Here is a 19,625-nt window from a genome sequence, read left to right on the forward strand (position 1 = left end):
AAAACCTTATGATCCACGCATCGTATCCTGCGTGTATACCGCCTGCGGCTATACGTTGGTAGCTATCAGTACCCATATCAACGCTCCCGCTATCCACGTCTCATCAAAATATACCTATATGCAACACATCCACAAACTCACGATCCTTTTAGGCCTGCTGCTGACGGCCGGCGCCACGTTTGCACAAACACCCGTAGCCCGGAACGGGCAACTGCAGGTGATCGGCCTGAAACTATGCAACCAGTATGGTAATCCCATTCAACTGCGGGGCATGAGCACGCACGGCATCCAGTGGTACGGCTGGGGCAGTTGCCTTACCGAAGCTTCCCTGGACGCGCTGGCATACGACTGGGGCGCAGACATCCTGCGTATATCCCTGTACGTGCAGGAAGGCGGCTACGAGACTGATCCCGCGGGCTTTACCGCGCAGGTGAACCGGCTGGTGGAAGAGGCCACGGAGCGCGGCATGTACGCGCTGATAGACTGGCACCAGCTCAGCCCCGGCGATCCCAACTACAACCTGGGCCGGGCCACCACTTTCTTTACCGCGGTGGCCAATGCCCACAAGAACAAGAACAACGTGATCTACGACATCTGCAACGAGCCCAACGGGGTAAGCTGGAACTCCATCAAGTCCTACGCGGACCAGCTCATTCCCGTGATCCGCGCCATTGACAACGATGCGGTGATCCTTATCGGGACGCATGGCTGGTCTTCCTTCGGGGTATCTGACGGGCGTACCGCACAGGACATCCTGAACAACCCGGTGAACTTCCCGAACATCATGTACACGTTCCACTTCTATGCCGCCTCCCACCAGTCGGCCTACTACAATATGCTGGACTGGGCCTCCGACCGTTTACCCGTGTTCGTTACAGAGTTCGGCACGCAGGAGTATACCGGCGACGGGCCGAATAATTTCAACATGTCGCAGCAGTACATTGACCTGATGCGGCAGAAGAAGATCAGTTGGACCAACTGGAACTATTCGGACGACTTCCGTTCCGGCGCGGTATGGACCACGGGTACCTGCTCCGGCGGCCCCTGGACCACCAGCCGCCTGAAACCTGCAGGCGCCTGGATACGGGAACGCATACTGAGCCCGGCCGATGATTTTCCCGGCGGCACACCCACCTGCCTCCCGGTAAGCGCCAGCGCGGATGACGGCAACGTGCCGGCCAATGTGCTGGACAATGACCTGAACACCCGCTGGTCTGCCCTGGGCGACGGGCAATGGATACAGTTCTGCCTGAACAATACAGCCAGCATCAGCGGCGTGAACATCGCCTTTTACCAGGGCAATACGCGCACGGCCACCTTTGACGTGCTGACCAGCACCGACGGCAGCGCCTGGACCACGGCCGCCGGCAACCTGCAAAGCAGCGGCAGCACCCTGGCCCTGCAAAGTTTCCATTTTACACCCCGCAGCGGCAGGTATGTGCGCATTGTAGGGCATGGCAATTCCGTGAATGACTGGAACAGCTTTACGGAAGTGCAGGTAAGCACCGGCAGCGGCGCGCCCTCCCCTGCCGCAGTATTGACTGGCAACGCCAAAGCAGCGCAGGAGGAACTGGTGCTGCAGGTATACCCCAACCCCTTCCCGGGCAGCCTGCGGGTGGCCTTTACGCTGAAAACAGCCGGCATTACCACCCTGGGACTGTATGACATGTCCGGCAAGTTGGTGACCCGGCAACTGCGGGAGCGGCTGCAGCCCGGCCGTTATACCCGGACACTGGAAGCGGGCAATATTCCGCCCGGCGCCTATATGCTGCGGGTGGTGCACAATGGCATAGCGAAAACGGAGAAAGTGGTGAAGCAGTAGTGCAGGTGTCAGTCCAGTTGCTGGTAATCCGTCATGGTATCAATATCCACACTACCCTGGGGGAAGGGCACGGCGGCTACCTCCTGCTCATACTGGTAGAGCAGCTTTTTGGCGCCCTCCTGTCCTTTTAAGGCCTGTAAATGAGGGAAGAAAGACTGATCAAATAACACGGGCACCCCCAGGGTATTGTTGTAATAGCTGGCTACGATGCTTTTACCGGTTTCCAGCTTTTTCTGCACCAGGTTGTTGAGGTGCTCCGCGTCTACCAGGGGCTGATCACAGAGCATCAGTATTACACCGGTGGCCAGGGGCGCGCGCTGCTCCAGGGCAGTTACACCCACCCGGATGGAAGAGGCCATGCCTTCCTGCCATTCCGGGTTCTCTACAATGGTCACTCGTTCCTGCGGGATCTCCGGGGAGATCACCAGGGCGTGTGCGCCCTGTACCACGATCACGGGAGTACAGTTAGTGCTGAGCGCCACCTGTATGGCGTGCTGCAGCAGGGTTTTACCCTGGTATAACAAATCCTGTTTGGGAGCGCCCAGCCGGGTGGATGCGCCCGCTGCCAGTAAGATCAAGCCTGTCATATTGTATGATGTATGATGTAGGAGGAATGCGGGCTATTTCTCACTTCCTACTTCCAACCTCCTGCTTTCGTGAATAGGCGCCTTCTTATTCCTCAGGGGTGCGCCGCTGCTGGCGGTGAGCACGGTCTGTATCTCCGCGGTAATGGACAGCGCTATTTCTTCTGCGCCCTCCGCACCTATGTCCAGGCCGGTAGGGCCGTACACTTTCTGCAACTGTTCTGCGGGTATATCCGGGCCCTCGCTGCGCAGCTCTTCCAGCATGCGCTCCAGCTTCTTTTTAGGGCCTAATGACCCGATGTAAGGCAACTGCAACGGCAGCAACTGCCGCAGCATGGCCAGGTCATAATTATAGTTGTGCGTCATGAGCACGGCCGCGGTGCGCTGGTCTATGAGCAGGTGCTGCAGGGCCTGTTCCGGTTTGGCCACCAGTACCCGGTGAGCCAGGGGGAAGCGCTGTAGGCTGGCGTAGTTGGGACGGCCGTCTATCACAGTGGCTTCCCAGCCCAGTACGCCTGCCAGCGCCGTGAGAGGAATGGCATCGTTGCCCGCGCCGAAGACCAGCAGTGATACCGGCGCCTGCAGCACTTCAATAAAAGCCGTATACTGCGCGTACTGCCGGGTAAGCGGCATACCGGTACGGAGGGCTTCCTCCGTATCGTCAATGAGCGCCTGGTGCCAGCCGGCACTATCAAAAAAGGCGTGCCTGCGCGCGCCGTTTGCCGTCAGTAACAGGGCCGTGCCGGGTTGCGGGCCTCTCCTGTCGTCCAGGGAAAAGAGGGTGGCCAGTACGGCGGATTGCCGCTGCTGCAGCCAGTCCTTCAGCAACTGTATGGGATGATGGGGCGCGCCGGGCACGATGGGCTCTATCAGTATGTGAATAATGCCATTACAGCCCAGTCCCACGCCCAGTTTAGCGTCGTCTTCGTCTGTTGTGTCATAGGTGACCAGCATGGACTGCTGCCGGAACATTACCTGCTGCGCTTTGCGCAGGGCATCGCCTTCCAGGCAACCACCGCTGATGGCGCCGGTGAGGCTGCCGTCTTCCGTGATCAGCATGCGGGCGCCCGGCCTGCGGTAGGCGGAGCCTTCCACTCCCACCACGGTCGCCAGCGCGGTTTGCTGCCCCTGCTGCTGCGCCCGGTCGAATGCGGCCACGATATCCTTGATCTCTTTCATCCTGCGGGATTAGTAATTATTCATTTATACTTCACTCTTTCTTTCCATTGAGAAAGCGGCGCCGCTTTTCACGAAAGGCTGCGCTCTTAAGCGATGGCCGGTAGCGGCAAATACCGCATTGGCCAGTGCGGCCGCCACGGGCGGCAGGCCCGGTTCGCCCAGGCCGGTGGGCTTTTCATTATTCTCAATAAATGCTATTGTTATTTCGGGGGCTTCCTGCATGCGGATCAGGCGGTAGTGGTCATAATTCACCTGGTCCGGCTTGCCCCTGGTGAGCGTCAGTTCCCCGTACATGGCATGGCCCAGCCCATCTATCATAGCGCCTTCTATTTGTGTTTCCGCCCCGCTCCTGTTCACCACGGTGCCGCAGTCCACGGCGCAGTAGATCCTGTTGATCTTTAACTGGCCATTTACGTTCTGCAGCTCCACGATCTGCGCTACATAGGTGCTGAAGGAAAAATGCGCGCCGATGCCCTGGTAGATGCCGGCCGCTTTAGGCTGGCCCCAGCCGGCCATTTCCGCTACCTTTTTGATCACGGCAGCATAGCGGTCCGGGTTGTAGTCTACCTTGCCGGCGGGCTGGCTCCTGGCCTGCTCCAGCAGCTCCAGGCGGAAAGCTACGGGGTCTTTGCCCAGGTTGTGCGCGATATCATCCAGGAAGGACTCTTCCGCGTAGGCAATAAAATTGTGCACGGGCGCCCGCCAGGGACCGGTAGTGACCGGCGATTCGTATTCGTGCGTATCCACCTGCAGGTTGGGCACCGCCCCGGCGGGGAAGTTGTTCTCCCGCGCCGTTCTGCCCACACCTACGGAGTGGTGGTGCCAGGCAATGAGCTTGTTGTTGGCATCTACGGCCGCCCGGTATTTGTACAGGGCCATAGGCCGGTAGTAGCCGCCGCCCATATCGTCCTCCCTTCTCCAGATGACGTTCACGGGCGCTTTGGCCATTTGGGACACGGTAACGGCTTCTTCGATGAAGTCTACCATCAGCCGCCGGCCAAAACCGCCGCCCATACGGGTCATGCCGACCTTTATCTTTTCCCTGGGAATGCCCAGTTTTTCCGCGATGGCGGTGCGGGCCCTGTCCGGCAATTGAATGGGGCCGTACAGCTCCACGCTGTCCGCTTTCACATCCGCGAAGAAGTTCATCGGCTCCATGGTGTTATGGGGAATGAACGGGCATTCAAAAGTAGCCTCGAATGTTTTGGCTGCGGAGGCAAAAGCCTTTTTGATATTACCGTCCTTGCGCTGGGGCTCTTTGGGTTGCCGGGTCAGCGCTTTGGCGAAATTCTTTTTATAGTCCTCCGTACTTTCCAGGTTGCCGTCGTCTTCCCAGGTAGCGTTAATAGCACGGGCAGCGTGCATCACCTCCCAGGTGCTGCGGCCCAGCACGGCTATTTTATTGTCGAAGCTGATCACGTTGCTGACGCCGGGCATCTTGCGGGCGGCCGCATCGTCAAAGCTTTTCAGCTTTTGCCCGAAAGCTGGCGGGCGCACCATGGAGGCATACAGCATGCCTTCGCGTTTGGTATCGATGCCGAATTTCTGTTTGCCGGTGACAATCGCTTTGGTATCGCAGTTGGGCACACGGGTACCGATGATCTTAAAGGCGGCAGGCTCCTTCAGCTTCACTTCCGCAGGCGCGGGCATGGTGGCTGCTTTTTCCACCAGCTCGCCATAGCCGATCTTTTTACCGCTTGCCTTGTGGTGCACCATACCGGCTTCGGTAGTGCAGGTAGCGGGATCTACCTGCCATTGTTCGGCGGCGGCATTCACCAGCATTTGCCGGCCGGCCGCTCCTGCCTGGCGGAAGGAGTCCCAACTGCTGCGCACGGAGCCGCTGCCGCCGGCCACCTGGCGGGTATATTTTTCGGTATCCAGCCAGGCCTGCTCTATGCTGACGTTCTTCCAGTCCACGTCCAGCTCCTCGGCTACGATCATGGGCAGGGAAGTTTTCACGCCCTGTCCTATTTCAGGGTTGGGCGACATAATGGTGACCAGGCCATCGGTCCCGATCTTAATGAATGCGTTCAGGTCGTGCAGCACGGCTTCGGTAGCGCTGCTGCCGCCGGTATTGCAGGCGCTGAGCCATTCCAGCCCCAGCACCAGTCCTCCGCCGGCGGTAATGCCGATCTTGAGGAAATGTCTCCTGTTGATGGTGGATGTGCTCATGACTTACCTCCTTTTGCTGCCAGGTGAATGGCTTTTTTGATCCTGTTATAAGTGCCGCAGCGGCAGATGTTGCCGGACATCAGGTTGTCAATGTCCTGGTCCGTGGGCTGCGGTTTGTCTTTCAGCAGGGCGGCCGCGCTCATGATCTGGCCGGACTGGCAGTAGCCGCATTGCGGCACGTCTGCCTCTTCCCAGGCCTTTTGCAGGGGATGGTCCCCTTTCTTTGAGAGGCCTTCGATCGTTACTACTTTCTGGTCCGCTACGGATGATACCGGTATGGAGCAGGAGCGCACAGCATTCCCATCCAGGTGCACGGTACAGGCGCCGCATTGCGCAATACCGCATCCGTACTTGGTTCCCGTAAGGCCTGCAAAATCGCGGATCACCCACAACAGCGGCATCTGAGGGTCTACATCCACTTTGTAGTCCTCGTTGTTGATGGTTAAATTAAAGACAGCCATAATATTGCTACTAAGAAAGGTTAGCTAATCACACCATTGATTATGCATAGAAACGCTTAGAAAATTAGCATTTTATTTCCCTGCGCGCACTTTTATTTGATGAACGGCTGTCATATTTCTTACTTCCTACTTCCTACATCCTACCAACAAAGCGGCCAGCACCAACGCCATGCTGGCCCAGGGCGTTTGCGCAATGCCCGCCTGCGCAATCACCCATCCGCTAAGAGTAGTGCCGATGGTAAGCCCCAGGTTGCCGAAGGACACGCCCAGGCTGTTGGCAAAATCTTCCGCGCCGGGCGCCGCCTCCCGTATCCAGGTTTGCGACACCACGAAGCAGGCGGTGTGCACCAGGCCCCACACCGCGATGAGCGCGATGGTGTAAGCGGAATAGCTGCCAGATAAATAAAGCAGTATATAGACCAGGGCCAGGGCCAGCAGGCAGCCCTGCAGGGTCCGCCATACGCTTTTGCCCAGCAGGCGGCCGGCCAGCCAGTTGCCCGCCACGCCGGCCACACCGAAGAGCATCAGCATGGTGCTGACCTCTGCGCCACTGAGGCCATATACTTTTTCCATATAATCCGCGAAATAGCTGTACATGGCAAACATCGCCGCCAGCAGCAGCACCACGGACAGTGCGGCGAGCAGGAAAGAAGGCCGTGTCAAGATACGCAGTTGCTGCCCGTAGGATACCTTTTCCGTTACCGGCATGGGCGGTACGCCTGTCCACACGCTGAGCAGGGCCAGCACATTAACAATGCCCGCGACGATAAAGGAAGCCTGCCAGCCATACAGGCTGGCCATCCAGGTGGCAAAGGGCACGCCGATGACGGTAGCCAGGCTTACCCCGCCAAAGATCACGGCCACCGCCCTGTGCTCCTCCCCTTTTGCCGCGGTACTAACGGCCACGCCTATGGCGGTAGCGAAATACACCGGGTGCAGGAAAGCGGGCAAGGCCCGCGCCAGCAATTGCAGGGGAAACGCCCCTGCTACGGCCGACAGCGCATTGGAAAGAATGAACACCGCGAGGGTGAGCAGCATGAGCTTTTTGCGGTCAAAACCGGACAGCAACAGGGTGACCCAGGGGCCGCAGAGCGCGATGATCAGCGCAAAGATGCTGATGAGCATGCCGGCGGCCTCTATGCTGATATGATAATAACGGGCCAGTTGCGGCAGTATCCCGATAACGCCAAATTCCGTGGTGATAATGCCGAATATGCCGAAGGCGGCGATGTATTTTGTCATGCGCTGTTATATGTTTGTTCCTCCATCAATGGTGAGTGCGGCGCCCGTAATGGAACGGCCTTCCTCGCTGGCCAGCAGGGCCACCATGGCGGCGATGTTGTCTGCGCTGCCGAACTGCGGGATCGCCATCAGGCTGCGCTGCCAGTCTGCATGCTCGCCGCCGGCCGGGTTCATATCCGTATCGGTGGAGCCGGGCTGCACCAGGTTCACGGTAATACGCTTTGCCCCCAGGTCGCGGGCCATGCCTTTGGTGAGACCGATGAGGGCGGATTTGCTCATGGAATAGAGGGCCATGCCGGGACCAGGCACCCGGTCTGCCAGGTTGCTGCCGATAGTGATAATGCGGCCGCCTTCCGGCAGGTGGCGCACGGCGGCCTGTGATGCTACGAACACGGCCTTTACGTTCACATCCATCATGCGGTCATACTCTTCCAGCGAATGGGTATCGAAAGGTTTGGCGTCGAAGATGCCGGCGCTGTTCACGAGTATGTCTATACGGCCCAGGGAGGCGACGGTATTTTCCACGGCGGCGGCTATGGCGGCCGGGTTGGCGTTGTCTGCCGCAATGGGCAGGGCGCGTCCGCCGGCGGCTGCCACCTCCCGGGCTACAGCCTGTGCTTTGTCCGCGGAGCTGACGTAAGTGAATGCTACGCTGGCCCCTTCTGCTGCGAGGCGTTTTACAATGGCCGCGCCGATACCGCGGCTGCCGCCCGTTACCAGGGCTACTTTGTTTGATAAACGGTTCATATTTATTGTGGGTTTAAAATTAGCGGTTGGGTAATGGCGGTTCGTTTTTAGCAAAAACGATCCCGTTCCGTAGGTAATTACGGAATGATCATTCCAGAATAAGATAAAAAAAGAGAAGCGCTAGATCCTGATCGCTTCTATGAGGAAATCCGTCATTTGCCTTACCAGTTTTTTATTACCGGAGATCATGTTCGTTTGCCAGAGGCCGCTGAAGCTGGACACGATAAAGTTGGCCAGCATAACCGGGTCCCGGTCCGGGTTGATCTCCCCGGCCGCCTGCGCCTTTACCAGCAGCTCCTCAAATACGCGCTGCAGTCGGCCGCCATCCTTTTTCAGGAAGGCATGCACTTTTTTATCGGTTTCCGCCAACTCAAAGGAGGACTTTACCACCATGCAGGCCATGCCTTCCTGCAGGGTCCTTTCCATGGCGCGGCGAATAACGCATTCCACCGCCTGTATGGGCGATGCGGCGCCGGCAGCAACCCTTTTATAATCATTCAGCTTGTCCGTGGCGTAATTGGCCAGGCACTGCAGGAAAAGGGCGTGCTTGTCGCCGTAGGTGTCGTAAATGCTGGCGCGGTTCAACTGCATGGCCTCTACCAGGTCCTGCATGGAGGTGGCATGATACCCTTTTTCCCAGAACAGGTTACGGGCCTTTTCCAATCTTTCTCCCGGATCAAATGCTTTATTACGTGCCATAACAATACAAAGGTATAATTCCGGAACGATTGTTCCAAATAATAAATTCAACCACGGATGTGTGCGGTTACCAGCTCCTCCAGGGCTTTGCTCAAAGCGGTGGTAACGGGGCCTGGCCTCCCCTCGCCTACCGGCCGGCCATCCAGTGCCAGCACGGGCAGGATGTGCCGGGTAGTGCTGGTAATAAAGGCTTCTTTGGCCTTTTGCGCGGCAGCCAGGGTCACATCGCCCTCCTCCGTTTTATAACGTTTGCGGGCAAGTTGCAGCACCTTGTTGCGGATAATGCCTTTGAGGGTATCGCGGGCGGGCGTCATCACGGTATCATCCCCGGTGACGATGAAGAAATTGGCGCGGGGGCATTCGGTAACCAGGCCATGCTGGCGGTACAGCACATCGTCTGCCTGGTGCTCCCTGATATGCGGCTGCAGCCAGATAGCCATGAGGTAATCGAGGGACTTTACTTCCGGCAACTGGCGGCGGTGCGGGTAGCTGAGCAGGCGCAGCCCTTGCTCAAAAGCATCCGCGGCGGGCAGGCGCAGGGGTTGCTGGGTAATGACCAGGTTGGGCGCTGTAATGCTGTAGCCGTCCGGGGAATAACCGCCGGTAAGCGTCAGGCGTATACCCGACGCCGGTAAATGATTACGTTGAAGCAGTTCCCTTATAATACCTTTCAGCTCTTCCCGGCTCTTTTGCAGGGGCAGGCGCATCTGTGCGGCGGAAGTGCAGAAGCGGTCCAGGTGCTCTTCCAGGAATACCGGCCGCCCCTCCAGGGTCTTGAAAAAGTCGAAGATGCCGTAACCGCGCTGCAGGGCCAGGTCGGAGACCTGCAGGGCCGCGGCTGCGGCGGGAACGAATGTGTTGTTGATGTATGTGAAAGTGTTCATGTGCCGGTAAATTACTCAGAAAAATTAAATAACTTGTAGCTGACCCATTCCACGCATTATGACTGATCCCAAACGACTCTTTGACTGTATCCCCTATCATCTTGCACGAGCCCCATTGCCGGACATGCTGGCCGCTAAAGAACAGGGCGCATGGCGCAGCTACTCCACGCAGGAAGTAAAAGACATGACAGCGCACCTGAGCGCGGGACTGCTGCAGCGGGGCATCGGCGGCGGCGACGGCACGCCGGAGGGCCGCGACAAGATCGCCATCCTTTGCAAAAACCGGCCGGAATGGATCATCCTGGACCTGGCGGTACAGCGGAGCGGCGCGGTGCTGGTGCCGGTATATCCCAACATCCACCTGCAGGAGCTGGCCTTTATCCTGCAGGATGCGCGGGTAAAGCTGGTGTTTGTGCATGACGGGGAGCTGTACGAAAAAGTGCAAAGCATCCGGGCGGAGCTGCCTGACCTGCAGGCCGTGTACACCTTTGACCTTGTGCCGGGCCTGCCACACTGGGGGCAACTGCTTTCCGAAGCGGACGATGCCGCCATTGCCGCTGCCGATGCGGTGGCCGCCGGCATCCGGCAGGAGGACCTGGTTACCATCATCTATACTTCCGGCACTACGGGCACGCCTAAAGGCGTGATGCTGTCGCATTACAACATCCTGTGCAACATACAGTCCTGCCTGCCCTGTTTCCCGCCGGGCAAACCGCTGCGGGCGCTGAGCTTCCTGCCGCTGAACCACATCTTTGAGCGGATGGTGACCTACCTGTACCTGTTCCGGGGCATTCCCGTATACTATGCAGAAAGCCTGGACAGCATCGGCGCCAACCTGAAAGAAGTACGGCCGCACCTGTTCACCACGGTGCCGCGCCTGCTGGAAAAGGTGTATGAGCGCATTATGGAAAAGGGTGCGGAACAGCGGGGGCTGAAGCGACAACTATTCTTCTGGGCGCATGGGCTGGCCATGCGCTACGAGATCAACCGGCCGCTGTCACCGGGCTACCGGCTGCAACTCGCACTGGCCAATGCGCTGGTGTTCCGCAAATGGCGACAGGGACTAGGTAACCGCGTAAAGTGCATCGTGACCGGCGGAGCCGCCTGCCAGGTGCGCCTGATCCGGATATTTACGGCTGCCGGCATTCCCATTATGGAAGGCTACGGGCTTACGGAAACCTCGCCGGTGATCAGCGTAAACCGGTACGAGGTACAGGATCGTATGTTCGGCACCGTAGGGCCGCTGGTGAAGGATGTGCAGGTGCGCATTGCAGCGGATGGCGAGATCCTGTGCAAAGGCCCCAACATTATGATGGGCTATTACAAGCGCCCGGACCTGACAGCGGAAGTGATCACGGAAGAAGGCTGGTACCATACGGGCGATATCGGCACGATGGTAGACGGCAAATACCTGAAAATCACCGACCGTAAAAAGGAGATATTTAAAACCAGCGGCGGCAAATACGTGGCGCCCCTGCCGATTGAGAACAAGCTCAGGGAGTCCCCTTTTATAGAACAGGCGATGGTAACGGGCGCGGAACGGAAATTCGCCAGCGCCCTGATCGTACCGGCCTTTAAGGCGCTGCTGGGCTGGGCGCAAAAACAGGGCCTTGCAACCGGCGACCGGGCGGCGCTGCTGGAGCAGCCGGAGGTGCAGGCCCTGTACAAGGAGCTGGTGGACGAATGCAATACCCTGTTCAACCACGTGGAACAGGTAAAAAAATTTGCGCTGCTGCCGCAGGAATGGGGCGTAGACAGCGGGGAGCTGACGCCAAAGCTGAGCCTTAAAAGAAAGGAGATCGAGCGCAAGTATGGCAGCGTGATAGCCGGCATGTATGCCTAACGCACATCATTCCGTTTTCAGGCTTTTCACCGGGTTCATGACGGATGCTTTCAGCGCCTGGTAGCTGACCGTTAACAGCGTGATCAACTTTCGGTACAGGGCCCGTCCGTATTTAAAACAGCTCCAGTTGCGCTGCGTGTCCCGGCGGCGGCGGGGGCGGGTCATGGAAATTGGAGAGGCCCACGCCCAGCAGGCGAATCTTTTTATCTTCCGGGTCCGTGGCGGCCAGTAGCTGTTTGGCGGTGGCCCGGATAGTGGGCAGGTCGTTGAGCGGGTAGGGAAAGGACTGGTTGCGCGTGATCTGCCGGAAATCGCTGTACTTGATTTTGAGGGTGATGGTGCGTCCTTTCAGGCCGTATTTGAGCAGGCGCTCGTGCACTACCTGGCTGATCTTGTCCAGTTCCCCGTTCATTTCCTCCAGGGTGGTGAGGTCGTAGGGAAAGGTATCTTCCGCGCTGAGGGATTTGGTTTCGCGGTGCGGCTCCACGGGGCGCTCATCTATGCCGCGCACGATCCGGTAGTAGAAGCGGCCGGTTTTGCCGAAATGCTGCACCAGGTCTGCCTCCGACAGCTTCTTGAGATCGGCGCCGGTGAAGAGCCCCATGCGCTTCATCTTGTCTGCGGTGACCTTGCCCACGCCAAAGAACTTTTCCACGGGCAGCTTTTCCATGAAAGACTCCACGGCGGAGGGGCCGATAAAGGTAAGGCCGTCCGGTTTCTGCATGTCCGAAGCGATCTTGGCCACAAACTTGTTGACGGACACGCCGGCGGAGGCGGTGAGCTGCAGCTCGTCACGGATAGCCTGCTTGATCAGTTTGGCGATCTCAATGGCGGAGCCGATGTTTTGTTTATCCGTCGTCACATCCAGGTAGGCTTCATCGAGGGAGAGCGGCTCAATAAGGTCTGTATAGCGGCGGAATATTTCGCGGATCTTACGGGAGGCTTCGCGGTAGGCGTCAAAGCGGGGGCGGATAAAGATGGCGTCCGGGCAGAGCTGCTGCGCTCTTTTGGAAGGCATGGCGGAACGGATACCGAATTTGCGGGCCTCATAGCTGGCCGTAGCCACTACCCCGCCGCGTCCTTCGGGACCACCGCCCACCACGATGGGCCTGCCCCGGTACTCCGGGTGGTCCCTTTGCTCTATGGAAGCGTAAAAGGCATCCATATCGATGTGGATGATCTTGCGAAGTGGCGTAGTCTGTTCTTTTTCCATGCAAGCAGCGCTACGCAAATATAACTAATGTGCGGAAGTGCTACCGGTGCGTCTTCAGGACAATCGCGCCATCCGTATCGTAATAATAACCATATACTTCACCGTTACTCCGGAGCTTATCCAGGAAGATGTCAAGCGGCTCCTTTTTGCTGAGGATACCGGAGTATTTCAGTTGTCCCAGCTCTTTATTGTCCAGGCGGATGGCAACGCCGTACCAGCGCTCGGCCACGTTGCATACTTCGCGGAGGGATTGCTGGCGGAAGCGGTATTGGCCGCGGAGCCAGCCCAGCACCTGTTCGCTTTCAAAATCCGTTTCGCGCAGCAGGCCGCCGCTGTCCATGATGGCCGCCCTGCAGGGCTTCAGTACTGCCTGGGCGCCCTTGCGGCCGGCGATGGCCACGGAGCCGGACACCAGGGAAAGCATGAAACGGTTCCCATAGGTGCTGATGTTAAAAGCGGTGCCCAGTACGGTGACATCCCCCTGCGGGGTGTGCACGATGAAGGGCCGCCCGGCATCGGGCGCTACGGAAAAGAAGGCCTCCCCTTCCACGTACACTTCCCGGCGGCGGCTATTGAAGGCAAAGGGAAAGCGCAGTGCGGAGCCGGCATTCATGTGCACCACCGTACCGTCTGCCAGGGTGATGCTGTACAGGCGGGTGGCCGGTACCAGCAGGGTATTGTAGCGTGCCGGATCACCTGCTGTTTTCGCCGTAAAGCGGAGCATCTCGCTGTGGGTGCTGAGCAGGGCGTCTTTTACGGGGATGGTGCGGTTGGTATCACCCAGGCGAATGGCCTCGCCACCGGCTATTTGCAGGGTCACCTCCGGGGCGGGGGCCGTGCTGGCGTACAGTTGCTCCCCGCGGGAGGAGAAAAAGAAGAGGCTTGCGCCGGTGATCACAAATACCAGTAATGCCGCGGCGATGTTGCGCAGGCGCCGTACCCGGGCCGGCCCAAGGGCAGGCCGGGGCGAAGCGGCCTGCCTGTTGTCCGAAAATGGTTGCTGAGGGAACGTTTCCAGCATATCTTCCTGAAGCCTGCAGGCTTCAGGATGGGCGCGTAAAATCCGTTCTATGTGCCTGTCTTCCGTCCAGTTGGTATAACCTTCCAATTGCCGGAGCAGGAGTATTAAAAACTCGTCCAGGTCTAATTTCATAAGATCATTTTTGGTGTTTTTCCTGTAATAGGGATTCCAAAAAGGATAATGGATAGTAATGCGGGGAGATGTGTGCTACCTACATAAATTCATTCCTTATACGGCGCAATTGCGCGTCATGTACTACCGGGTATCAATTTTTTTCCGGGAAGATCATATTAACATCATTATCGTCAGCCGGGACATAAAAAAAAAGGCCGTTGGACAACGACCTACGAGAACACATTTATTGGTGAAAAATAAATCGATAAACATGCTAGCGTAAATGCAGCACTTCTTCTTTATCAAAATAGTAGGAGATCTTCATGGTCTGGACCAGGTTATCCAGGAACACGGTCACGGGCTTGTTGCGGTCCATGACGCCTGCAAAGCGCTCGCCGCCCAGGCGGGGATTGTCTATCACCACGGTGATGCCGTACCAGCGGGGCAGCACGCTCATGATCTCATCCAGGGAGGCATCGGAGAAATAATATTTGCCCTGGCGCCAGGCCAGCACTTCGTCCGCATCATAGGGCTGCAACCGAATGCCCTTATCTACCTGGTACACCGCCTGTTTGCCCGGTTCTATCGTCACATTGCCCCCACCGGCCGTAAAGCGCACGGCGCCTTCCACCAGGGCCACTTTAACGGTGCCCGCATAGTAGGCGTTGATATTAAAGGCAGTGCCCAGCACCCGTACGGTACCATGGGCGGTATGCACCAGGAAAGGCTGCGCGGCATGCGGGGCCACTTTGAGGTAGGCTTCGCCGGTGATAGTGATCTCGCGGGCCTTTCCGGTGAACCTGAAGGGGAACTGCAAGGTCGTGGCGGAGTTGAGCCATACTTCCGTACCGTCTGACAAGGTGACCCGGTAATCCTTACCGATGGGCACCCGGAGACTGTTGAGGGCCGTGGCTTCCGCAGCGGAAGCGGTTTCGCCGGCGAGGGTGTAGGACAAGGATCTGTTGGCGTTCTTCAACCGGGCATTTTCCAGGAGGATGCTGTCCTTTGGTTGTGACAGGTTGATGAGCTGCCCGTTGGCCAGTTGCAGGGCGATATTCTTTTCATTGACGAGCTGATCGCCGGCGGCCTGCATGGGTTGACCCGGAGCGGGCGCGCTTTGGCGGCTGAATAAATACCAGCCTGCGGCTATGCAGCCCAGGAGGACAGCGGCTATGGCGGTACGCTTCCATCCTATATAGCGGCTGGGGCGTGCCGGCAGCCCCCGGGTAATGTCTTCCGCGGGCCGCCAGCCCAGGTGGTCATAACGGCTGAAGGCCGTTTGCACATCTTCATGCGGGAACTGCGCCAGGAAATCTTTCCAGGCTGCTTTGACGGCCGGGTCTTCGGTTATCAGTTGTTTGAGGCGATCGGCTTCTGCCTGACTGATATGGCCGGTGAGCCAGGAGGTCATTAATTCGTGTATATGACGCGGGTCACGCTTCATCATTGTGTAATACTGGTTTCCGTGGTGGCGTGTACTACCGGGAGGGCAGCTTTATCCTTTTTTAAGCTGGGCGCGCAGTATCCTGACGGCCCTTACGAGCTGGTTCTTTACGGTGTGCGGGCTTACGCCCATTTGTGCGGCGATCTCGTGGCGGCTTTTGCGGTGGATGTAGGAAAGCTCGAACACCCGTGCGGAGAGCGGCGGCACTTTGGCGATGGCCGCCTGCAGCGTATAGCTGAGCTGGCGCTGCCATTCCATGGCCTCCATGCGGTTTTCCGGCGGGCAACTGATATCCGGAGCGGGCATATCGTCTATTTTCTGCTGCTGTGACCTGCGCTGGCTGATGCGGTCCATGCAGCGGTTGTAGACGATGCGGTGGATGTAGTTTTTCATGAGCTCCCCTTCTCCCTTGTGGTAAGCGGGATCGATCCTGTTGAACAATTGTTTCTGCCAGAAGTCGATAAAAAAGTCCTGCACGAGGTCCTGTGCTTCCATTTCATCGTTCAACAGGGAAACGGCCACTACCATGAGGTATTTCCGGTACTTGGCGTAAAACTCCGCAAAGGCCTGTTCGCAACCGGCTTTCAACTGCTCGAGTAATATGCTGTCCTGTTTGATCACTGACATGGTGGTAGTTGGTTGATGCATGGAAAATCCTTCCTCTCAACAGGGTTTCAGAGGCGACCTAAAATTAGGCTGATTGCGGCGCATGAAATGTGAATTACTCGTTAACAGGCGTGTGAATCCCATGTTAATGGGAGGTATGCGGCGGCAACGCCGCTTTTATGCGGCTCAATGTTTCGGGGGTGAGCGCCAGGCTGGATGCCACGTATTTGAGAGGCACCCGGTGGACCAGGCCCGGGTAATTTTTCAGGAAGGACTGGAAGCGTTCCTTTGCGGGCCGCATGACCGTGAGCCGGAAACGGCGCAGTACCTGCCGGTTATACCTCCGCACAAAATACTCCACCACCTGGCCGAATTCCGGGAAGCGGCGGCTCAGCTCCCACATCGTGTCCAGGCGGATGTATCCCAGTTCGGCGGTTTCCACCACATCCACATATCCCTTCCCGGGAGCCTGGTTGAACATGCCGGCTACGGAGGTGGCCGTCTCATTCTCGCGGATGAAACATACGGTAACCTCTTTGCGGCGCTGCATCCAGTACCCTCTCAGGATGCCTTTGATGACAAAGTACACGTGCTCGCAGGTGTGTCCCGGCCTTATCAGCTTATGGTGTTTCGGGAATTTTTCAATAATGATGCTTTCCATGAGAGCTTGTTTCAGTTCACCAGGAAGGGGGTGAATGGTTTCCAAAAAGTTAATGATCGCTTGGGGCATGATATGATAATTTGGGTTACATAAAAGGATGCGAATATAGTAAATCCGGCATTCACCGGCATCTTACCAGGACCTCACCGGGAGATCTTCCCGGTTGCCGGGGGGAAAACGCCGGGAAAACACGCTAAGCGTTCAGGTGCTCCGATACTTCCGCTTCGGGCAGGCCGGTATATTCACAAAATTCTGCGATGGAGATAAATCCTTTCTGTTTTTTGCCGTACCAGCGGCGCACCTGTTGCAGGAGGCGGCGGGCGGACTGCGGGCTTCTACCCGTGAGGTTCTCAATATCCTTTGCATAAATGACCATGCGTTTGGGTAAGTTTTTCTTCATGTGATACAGTTTAGCTCAATGCTGACAAAAAGCGATCAAATGCGCTCAAAACGGCCGTGTGATTTTTTGGGTGTCACGGCGGTTGGTAGTATTGCAGTACCGGATCCGGCCATTGGTATTTCATCTTTCATTTTAAAAAACTGTTTTATGGCAAAAGAAAAAAACACGGCATTAAGCAAGCGCATACTCACAGACCCCAGCTATGCGCGTACCCGGGAGAACATGGAAGAGTTCAGCCAGGCCGGCAAGGCGGGCAAGTTGCTGCGTGACTCGCTGCGGGCGCTGCTCAAATACGCCCAGGATGCCCGGATGTCCGGCCGCCTGAGCGGCGCGCTGTCCAGGGTGATCAAATCCGACACGGTGAACGACCGCGGCAAGCGGACCGTGACGGGGGGCGACCTGCAACTGTTGCAAGGCTTCGAGTTCAACAAGGACGCCGCGCTGAGCGCCACTTTCCTGGCGCCTCACACCGCCAGCATTGACCGTGCTACCGGTGTGTGCCAGGTGGACATTGCGGCCTTTGTACCGGTAGTGATGATCGCGCCGCCGCTGAGCGCCACGCATTTCCAACTGGTGGCCGCCGCTTCGGAACTGGACCTGGCTGCACGCACCTACGTTTCTGACTACACGCAGACGGCGGAACTGGTATACGGCGCGGATGAGCAGGCCGCCATCAACCTGAGCCTGGGCCTGCCGGCCAACAGCGCACATCCGCTGTTCCTGGTGCTGGGCATCAAGTTTTACCAGGAGGTGAACGGGAAGTTCTACCAGTTGTACGCTGACCAGTACAATGCTTCCGCCCTGGTAAAAATAGACCAGCCGGCGGCCGCCGAGTAATCCATTACCTGTGTAACCCCATACCATGCAATGTTGGATAAGCGATGCCTCTTCATTTTTATGAAGGGGCTTTTTTTATATCCTTTTATCGCGGCTGGTATGGGGAAAGGCTACGAGGTTGAACATCTGGCGCATGCGGCTGCGGAGGCGGCTGCCATAGCGGGCCTCCATTTCCGCGCTGTCCAGGTTGGTGGTAGCGTGGGTGACCAGCCCCTGCTCCACAAGCAGCTCGTAGCGGTGCGCCAGTATTTTGAGCATGACGTTATAGTTATTGCCGAAATAATTCACGTTGCTTTCGAAGCCCAGGTCATCGAAGCATACGGCGCGGGGGCAGCCGTAGCGGTAAAGAGAACGGTGAGCGTAGCGGTGGATGACATCGTAGCCTTCTGCCGCGAATTCCAGCTCTACCGCCGTGCAGGGTTTGATAGCGAACTGCAGGGCTTTATCGCAAAGGCTTTGAAACACGCGCATGATAGCGCTTTTGCCGCAGCCGACGGGGCCAGCCAGCAGGATGCCTTTATGGAGGCAGATCCCCTCTCCTTTCGCCACGGCTTCGTCCTGCAGGAACCAGCAGAGCAGCCGGCGCAGCACGGGGCTGTCTTCTTCCGCGATGTGAAAGGCCGGGCCATACAATTGCCGGCCGCGGCGGACGACCATTTTGAGCAGGCGGGGGTAGTCATAAGGGGTCTCCATAGTTCTTGCCGGGGCGTACGTTGATATCCGTGTTGGTTGGGTGGTGTCCATATGGGTTTGTATTAGTGTGCTTTGTATAAGCGATCCATTTATGGGCCGCGGCCTGCCAGTTGGTGATGGGCGTTTTGCCCGCCTGTTTCCAGCCGTTGGCCTGGTAGTGGTGGAAGAAGAGCGGCGCTTCTTCCGGTGGGAAACCGGCCGCGCAGAAGAAATCCTGTACGGCCTGCAGGTCCGGCGGGGTACATACGGGCATTGCTTCCTGCCTGGATGAAACAGGAGGATGATGCGCGGGTGTTTTACACTCCCTGTTTCCCTTGTTTATATCCTGTTTATTATGCTGTCCCGGTTCCGGACCGGGCAGCATCCCGATCCTGAGCTGTAGTTGTCCCATTCCCGGGACTGCGGGCGGTACAATACCTGCCTGTGGCTGGTCCGGTTCCGGACCGGGCGCTGGCGGCACGGGTACCGGTGCTGCGCCGGGGCCCCAGGTGATCATGCTCACTTTAGCGCCGTGGTGCCTGTGCAATGCAGGGCGGTAGATGATGTAGCCGTAATGGTGCAGCTCTTTCAGGCATTTGAAATAAGTGGTTTTGCTGCCGATGCCGCTGGTGCGCATGAGCCGCTGCCGGGACAGGAAGAATGCGGTGCAGAAGCGGTACTGGTTCCAGCAGGCGAAGAGGGCCATGTAGAGGCTGATGTGGTGCGGGCGAAGGCGGGTTTCCGTTTGGAGCTTTGCAAAGAAAGCATTGAGATGGGTGATGTAATTCATGACACATGCAATGTTCTGATAAGGTTTTTAAATAAATGATCTTGAGATTACTAAAGTGAGAGGAAGTTTGCGTGCGCAAATTAGGGAGGATATGCATATGCTCGTCTTGACATAGATCAAGGTTTTGGGGAATTTTAGTTAATGTGAAGTTAATGGGAGGAAAAGATTAGTACAAGTCAGGAAAGATCACGGTATTATGGTTACAGGCAGATGATGATCCAGCAGACAGGATGC

Annotated in this window: 19 protein-coding genes; 3 read left to right on the forward strand and 16 right to left on the reverse strand. The window is 57.5% G+C overall.

Annotated elements, in window-relative coordinates; all coding sequences use genetic code 11:
- Positions 1–118 precede the first annotated feature (118 nt).
- Positions 119–1,822 carry a cellulase family glycosylhydrolase gene (locus tag LX66_RS19400; protein WP_145716627.1) on the forward strand — a complete coding sequence of 568 codons (1,704 nt, stop codon included), beginning with the start codon at positions 119–121 and terminating at the stop codon, positions 1,820–1,822.
- An 8-nt stretch (positions 1,823–1,830) separates the two neighbouring features.
- Here LX66_RS19400 and LX66_RS19405 read toward each other — a convergent pair whose 3' ends face one another.
- From LX66_RS19405 to LX66_RS19440, 8 genes are all read right to left on the reverse strand, one after another.
- Entirely contained in the window at positions 1,831–2,409 is a 579-nt protein-coding gene (locus LX66_RS19405) for a nucleotidyltransferase family protein (RefSeq protein WP_145716629.1), read from the reverse strand.
- 33 nt (positions 2,410–2,442) lie between these two features.
- Complete coding sequence (locus LX66_RS19410; protein ID WP_145716631.1) at positions 2,443–3,585, reverse strand: XdhC family protein; 1,143 nt, start codon at positions 3,583–3,585, stop codon at positions 2,443–2,445.
- A 24-nt stretch (positions 3,586–3,609) separates the two neighbouring features.
- On the reverse strand, positions 3,610–5,757 hold the full coding sequence (locus LX66_RS19415) for a xanthine dehydrogenase family protein molybdopterin-binding subunit (protein ID WP_145716633.1): 2,148 nt from the start codon (positions 5,755–5,757) through the stop codon (positions 3,610–3,612).
- Entirely contained in the window at positions 5,754–6,218 is a 465-nt protein-coding gene (locus tag LX66_RS19420; RefSeq protein ID WP_145716635.1) for a (2Fe-2S)-binding protein, read from the reverse strand. The genes LX66_RS19415 and LX66_RS19420 overlap by 4 nt, the downstream gene beginning before the upstream one ends.
- Positions 6,219–6,344: 126 nt before the next feature.
- Positions 6,345–7,460 carry an MFS transporter gene (locus LX66_RS19425; RefSeq protein ID WP_145716636.1) on the reverse strand — a complete coding sequence of 372 codons (1,116 nt, stop codon included), beginning with the start codon at positions 7,458–7,460 and terminating at the stop codon, positions 6,345–6,347.
- Positions 7,461–7,466: 6 nt separating this feature from the next.
- Entirely contained in the window at positions 7,467–8,207 is a 741-nt protein-coding gene (locus LX66_RS19430; RefSeq protein WP_145716638.1) for an SDR family NAD(P)-dependent oxidoreductase, read from the reverse strand.
- A gap of 120 nt (positions 8,208–8,327) precedes the next feature.
- Positions 8,328–8,906, reverse strand: coding sequence for a TetR/AcrR family transcriptional regulator (locus LX66_RS19435; protein ID WP_145716640.1), 579 nt, complete (start codon positions 8,904–8,906; stop codon positions 8,328–8,330).
- A 47-nt stretch (positions 8,907–8,953) separates the two neighbouring features.
- Positions 8,954–9,790 (reverse strand): aminotransferase class IV, encoded by an 837-nt coding sequence (locus LX66_RS19440; RefSeq protein ID WP_145716642.1) that lies wholly within the window; start codon positions 9,788–9,790, stop codon positions 8,954–8,956.
- Positions 9,791–9,848: 58 nt separating this feature from the next.
- Here LX66_RS19440 and LX66_RS19445 point away from each other — a divergent pair, with 58 nt between their 5' ends.
- Positions 9,849–11,633, forward strand: a complete 1,785-nt coding sequence (locus tag LX66_RS19445; protein WP_145716644.1) for an AMP-dependent synthetase/ligase — start codon at positions 9,849–9,851, stop codon at positions 11,631–11,633.
- A 112-nt stretch (positions 11,634–11,745) separates the two neighbouring features.
- Here LX66_RS19445 and dinB read toward each other — a convergent pair whose 3' ends face one another.
- The 6 genes from dinB to LX66_RS19475 form a co-directional block, all read right to left on the reverse strand.
- Complete coding sequence (gene dinB, locus LX66_RS19450; RefSeq protein ID WP_145716646.1) at positions 11,746–12,846, reverse strand: DNA polymerase IV; 1,101 nt, start codon at positions 12,844–12,846, stop codon at positions 11,746–11,748.
- 40 nt (positions 12,847–12,886) lie between these two features.
- Entirely contained in the window at positions 12,887–13,999 is a 1,113-nt protein-coding gene (locus tag LX66_RS19455; RefSeq protein WP_145716648.1) for a FecR family protein, read from the reverse strand.
- 256 nt (positions 14,000–14,255) lie between these two features.
- Entirely contained in the window at positions 14,256–15,428 is a 1,173-nt protein-coding gene (locus tag LX66_RS19460; protein ID WP_145716650.1) for a FecR domain-containing protein, read from the reverse strand.
- 48 nt (positions 15,429–15,476) lie between these two features.
- Positions 15,477–16,052: an RNA polymerase sigma factor gene (locus LX66_RS19465; protein WP_158642682.1), complete on the reverse strand. Its 576-nt coding sequence runs from the start codon at positions 16,050–16,052 to the stop codon at positions 15,477–15,479.
- Between the two features lie 124 nt (positions 16,053–16,176).
- A complete protein-coding gene (locus LX66_RS19470; RefSeq protein ID WP_158642683.1) occupies positions 16,177–16,692 on the reverse strand; it encodes a Crp/Fnr family transcriptional regulator in 516 nt (171 codons plus the stop codon).
- A gap of 193 nt (positions 16,693–16,885) precedes the next feature.
- The gene (locus tag LX66_RS19475; protein ID WP_145716656.1) at positions 16,886–17,092 is read right to left on the reverse strand and encodes a hypothetical protein; all 207 of its coding nucleotides are present in this window, start codon (positions 17,090–17,092) and stop codon (positions 16,886–16,888) included.
- Between the two features lie 147 nt (positions 17,093–17,239).
- On the opposite strand from LX66_RS19475, the gene LX66_RS19480 reads away from it, so the two are divergent.
- Positions 17,240–17,929, forward strand: a complete 690-nt coding sequence (locus LX66_RS19480; protein ID WP_145716658.1) for a hypothetical protein — start codon at positions 17,240–17,242, stop codon at positions 17,927–17,929.
- A 75-nt stretch (positions 17,930–18,004) separates the two neighbouring features.
- Here LX66_RS19480 and LX66_RS19485 read toward each other — a convergent pair whose 3' ends face one another.
- Together LX66_RS19485 and LX66_RS19490 are read right to left on the reverse strand one after the other, a co-directional pair.
- Positions 18,005–18,622, reverse strand: coding sequence for a nucleoside/nucleotide kinase family protein (locus LX66_RS19485; RefSeq protein ID WP_145716660.1), 618 nt, complete (start codon positions 18,620–18,622; stop codon positions 18,005–18,007).
- Positions 18,606–19,391 (reverse strand): hypothetical protein, encoded by a 786-nt coding sequence (locus LX66_RS19490; RefSeq protein WP_145716662.1) that lies wholly within the window; start codon positions 19,389–19,391, stop codon positions 18,606–18,608. The genes LX66_RS19485 and LX66_RS19490 overlap by 17 nt, the downstream gene beginning before the upstream one ends.
- Between the last annotated feature and the right edge of the window lie 234 nt (positions 19,392–19,625).

Source organism: Chitinophaga japonensis, assembly GCF_007830125.1.
Classification (GTDB): Bacteria; Bacteroidota; Bacteroidia; order Chitinophagales; family Chitinophagaceae; genus Chitinophaga; species Chitinophaga japonensis.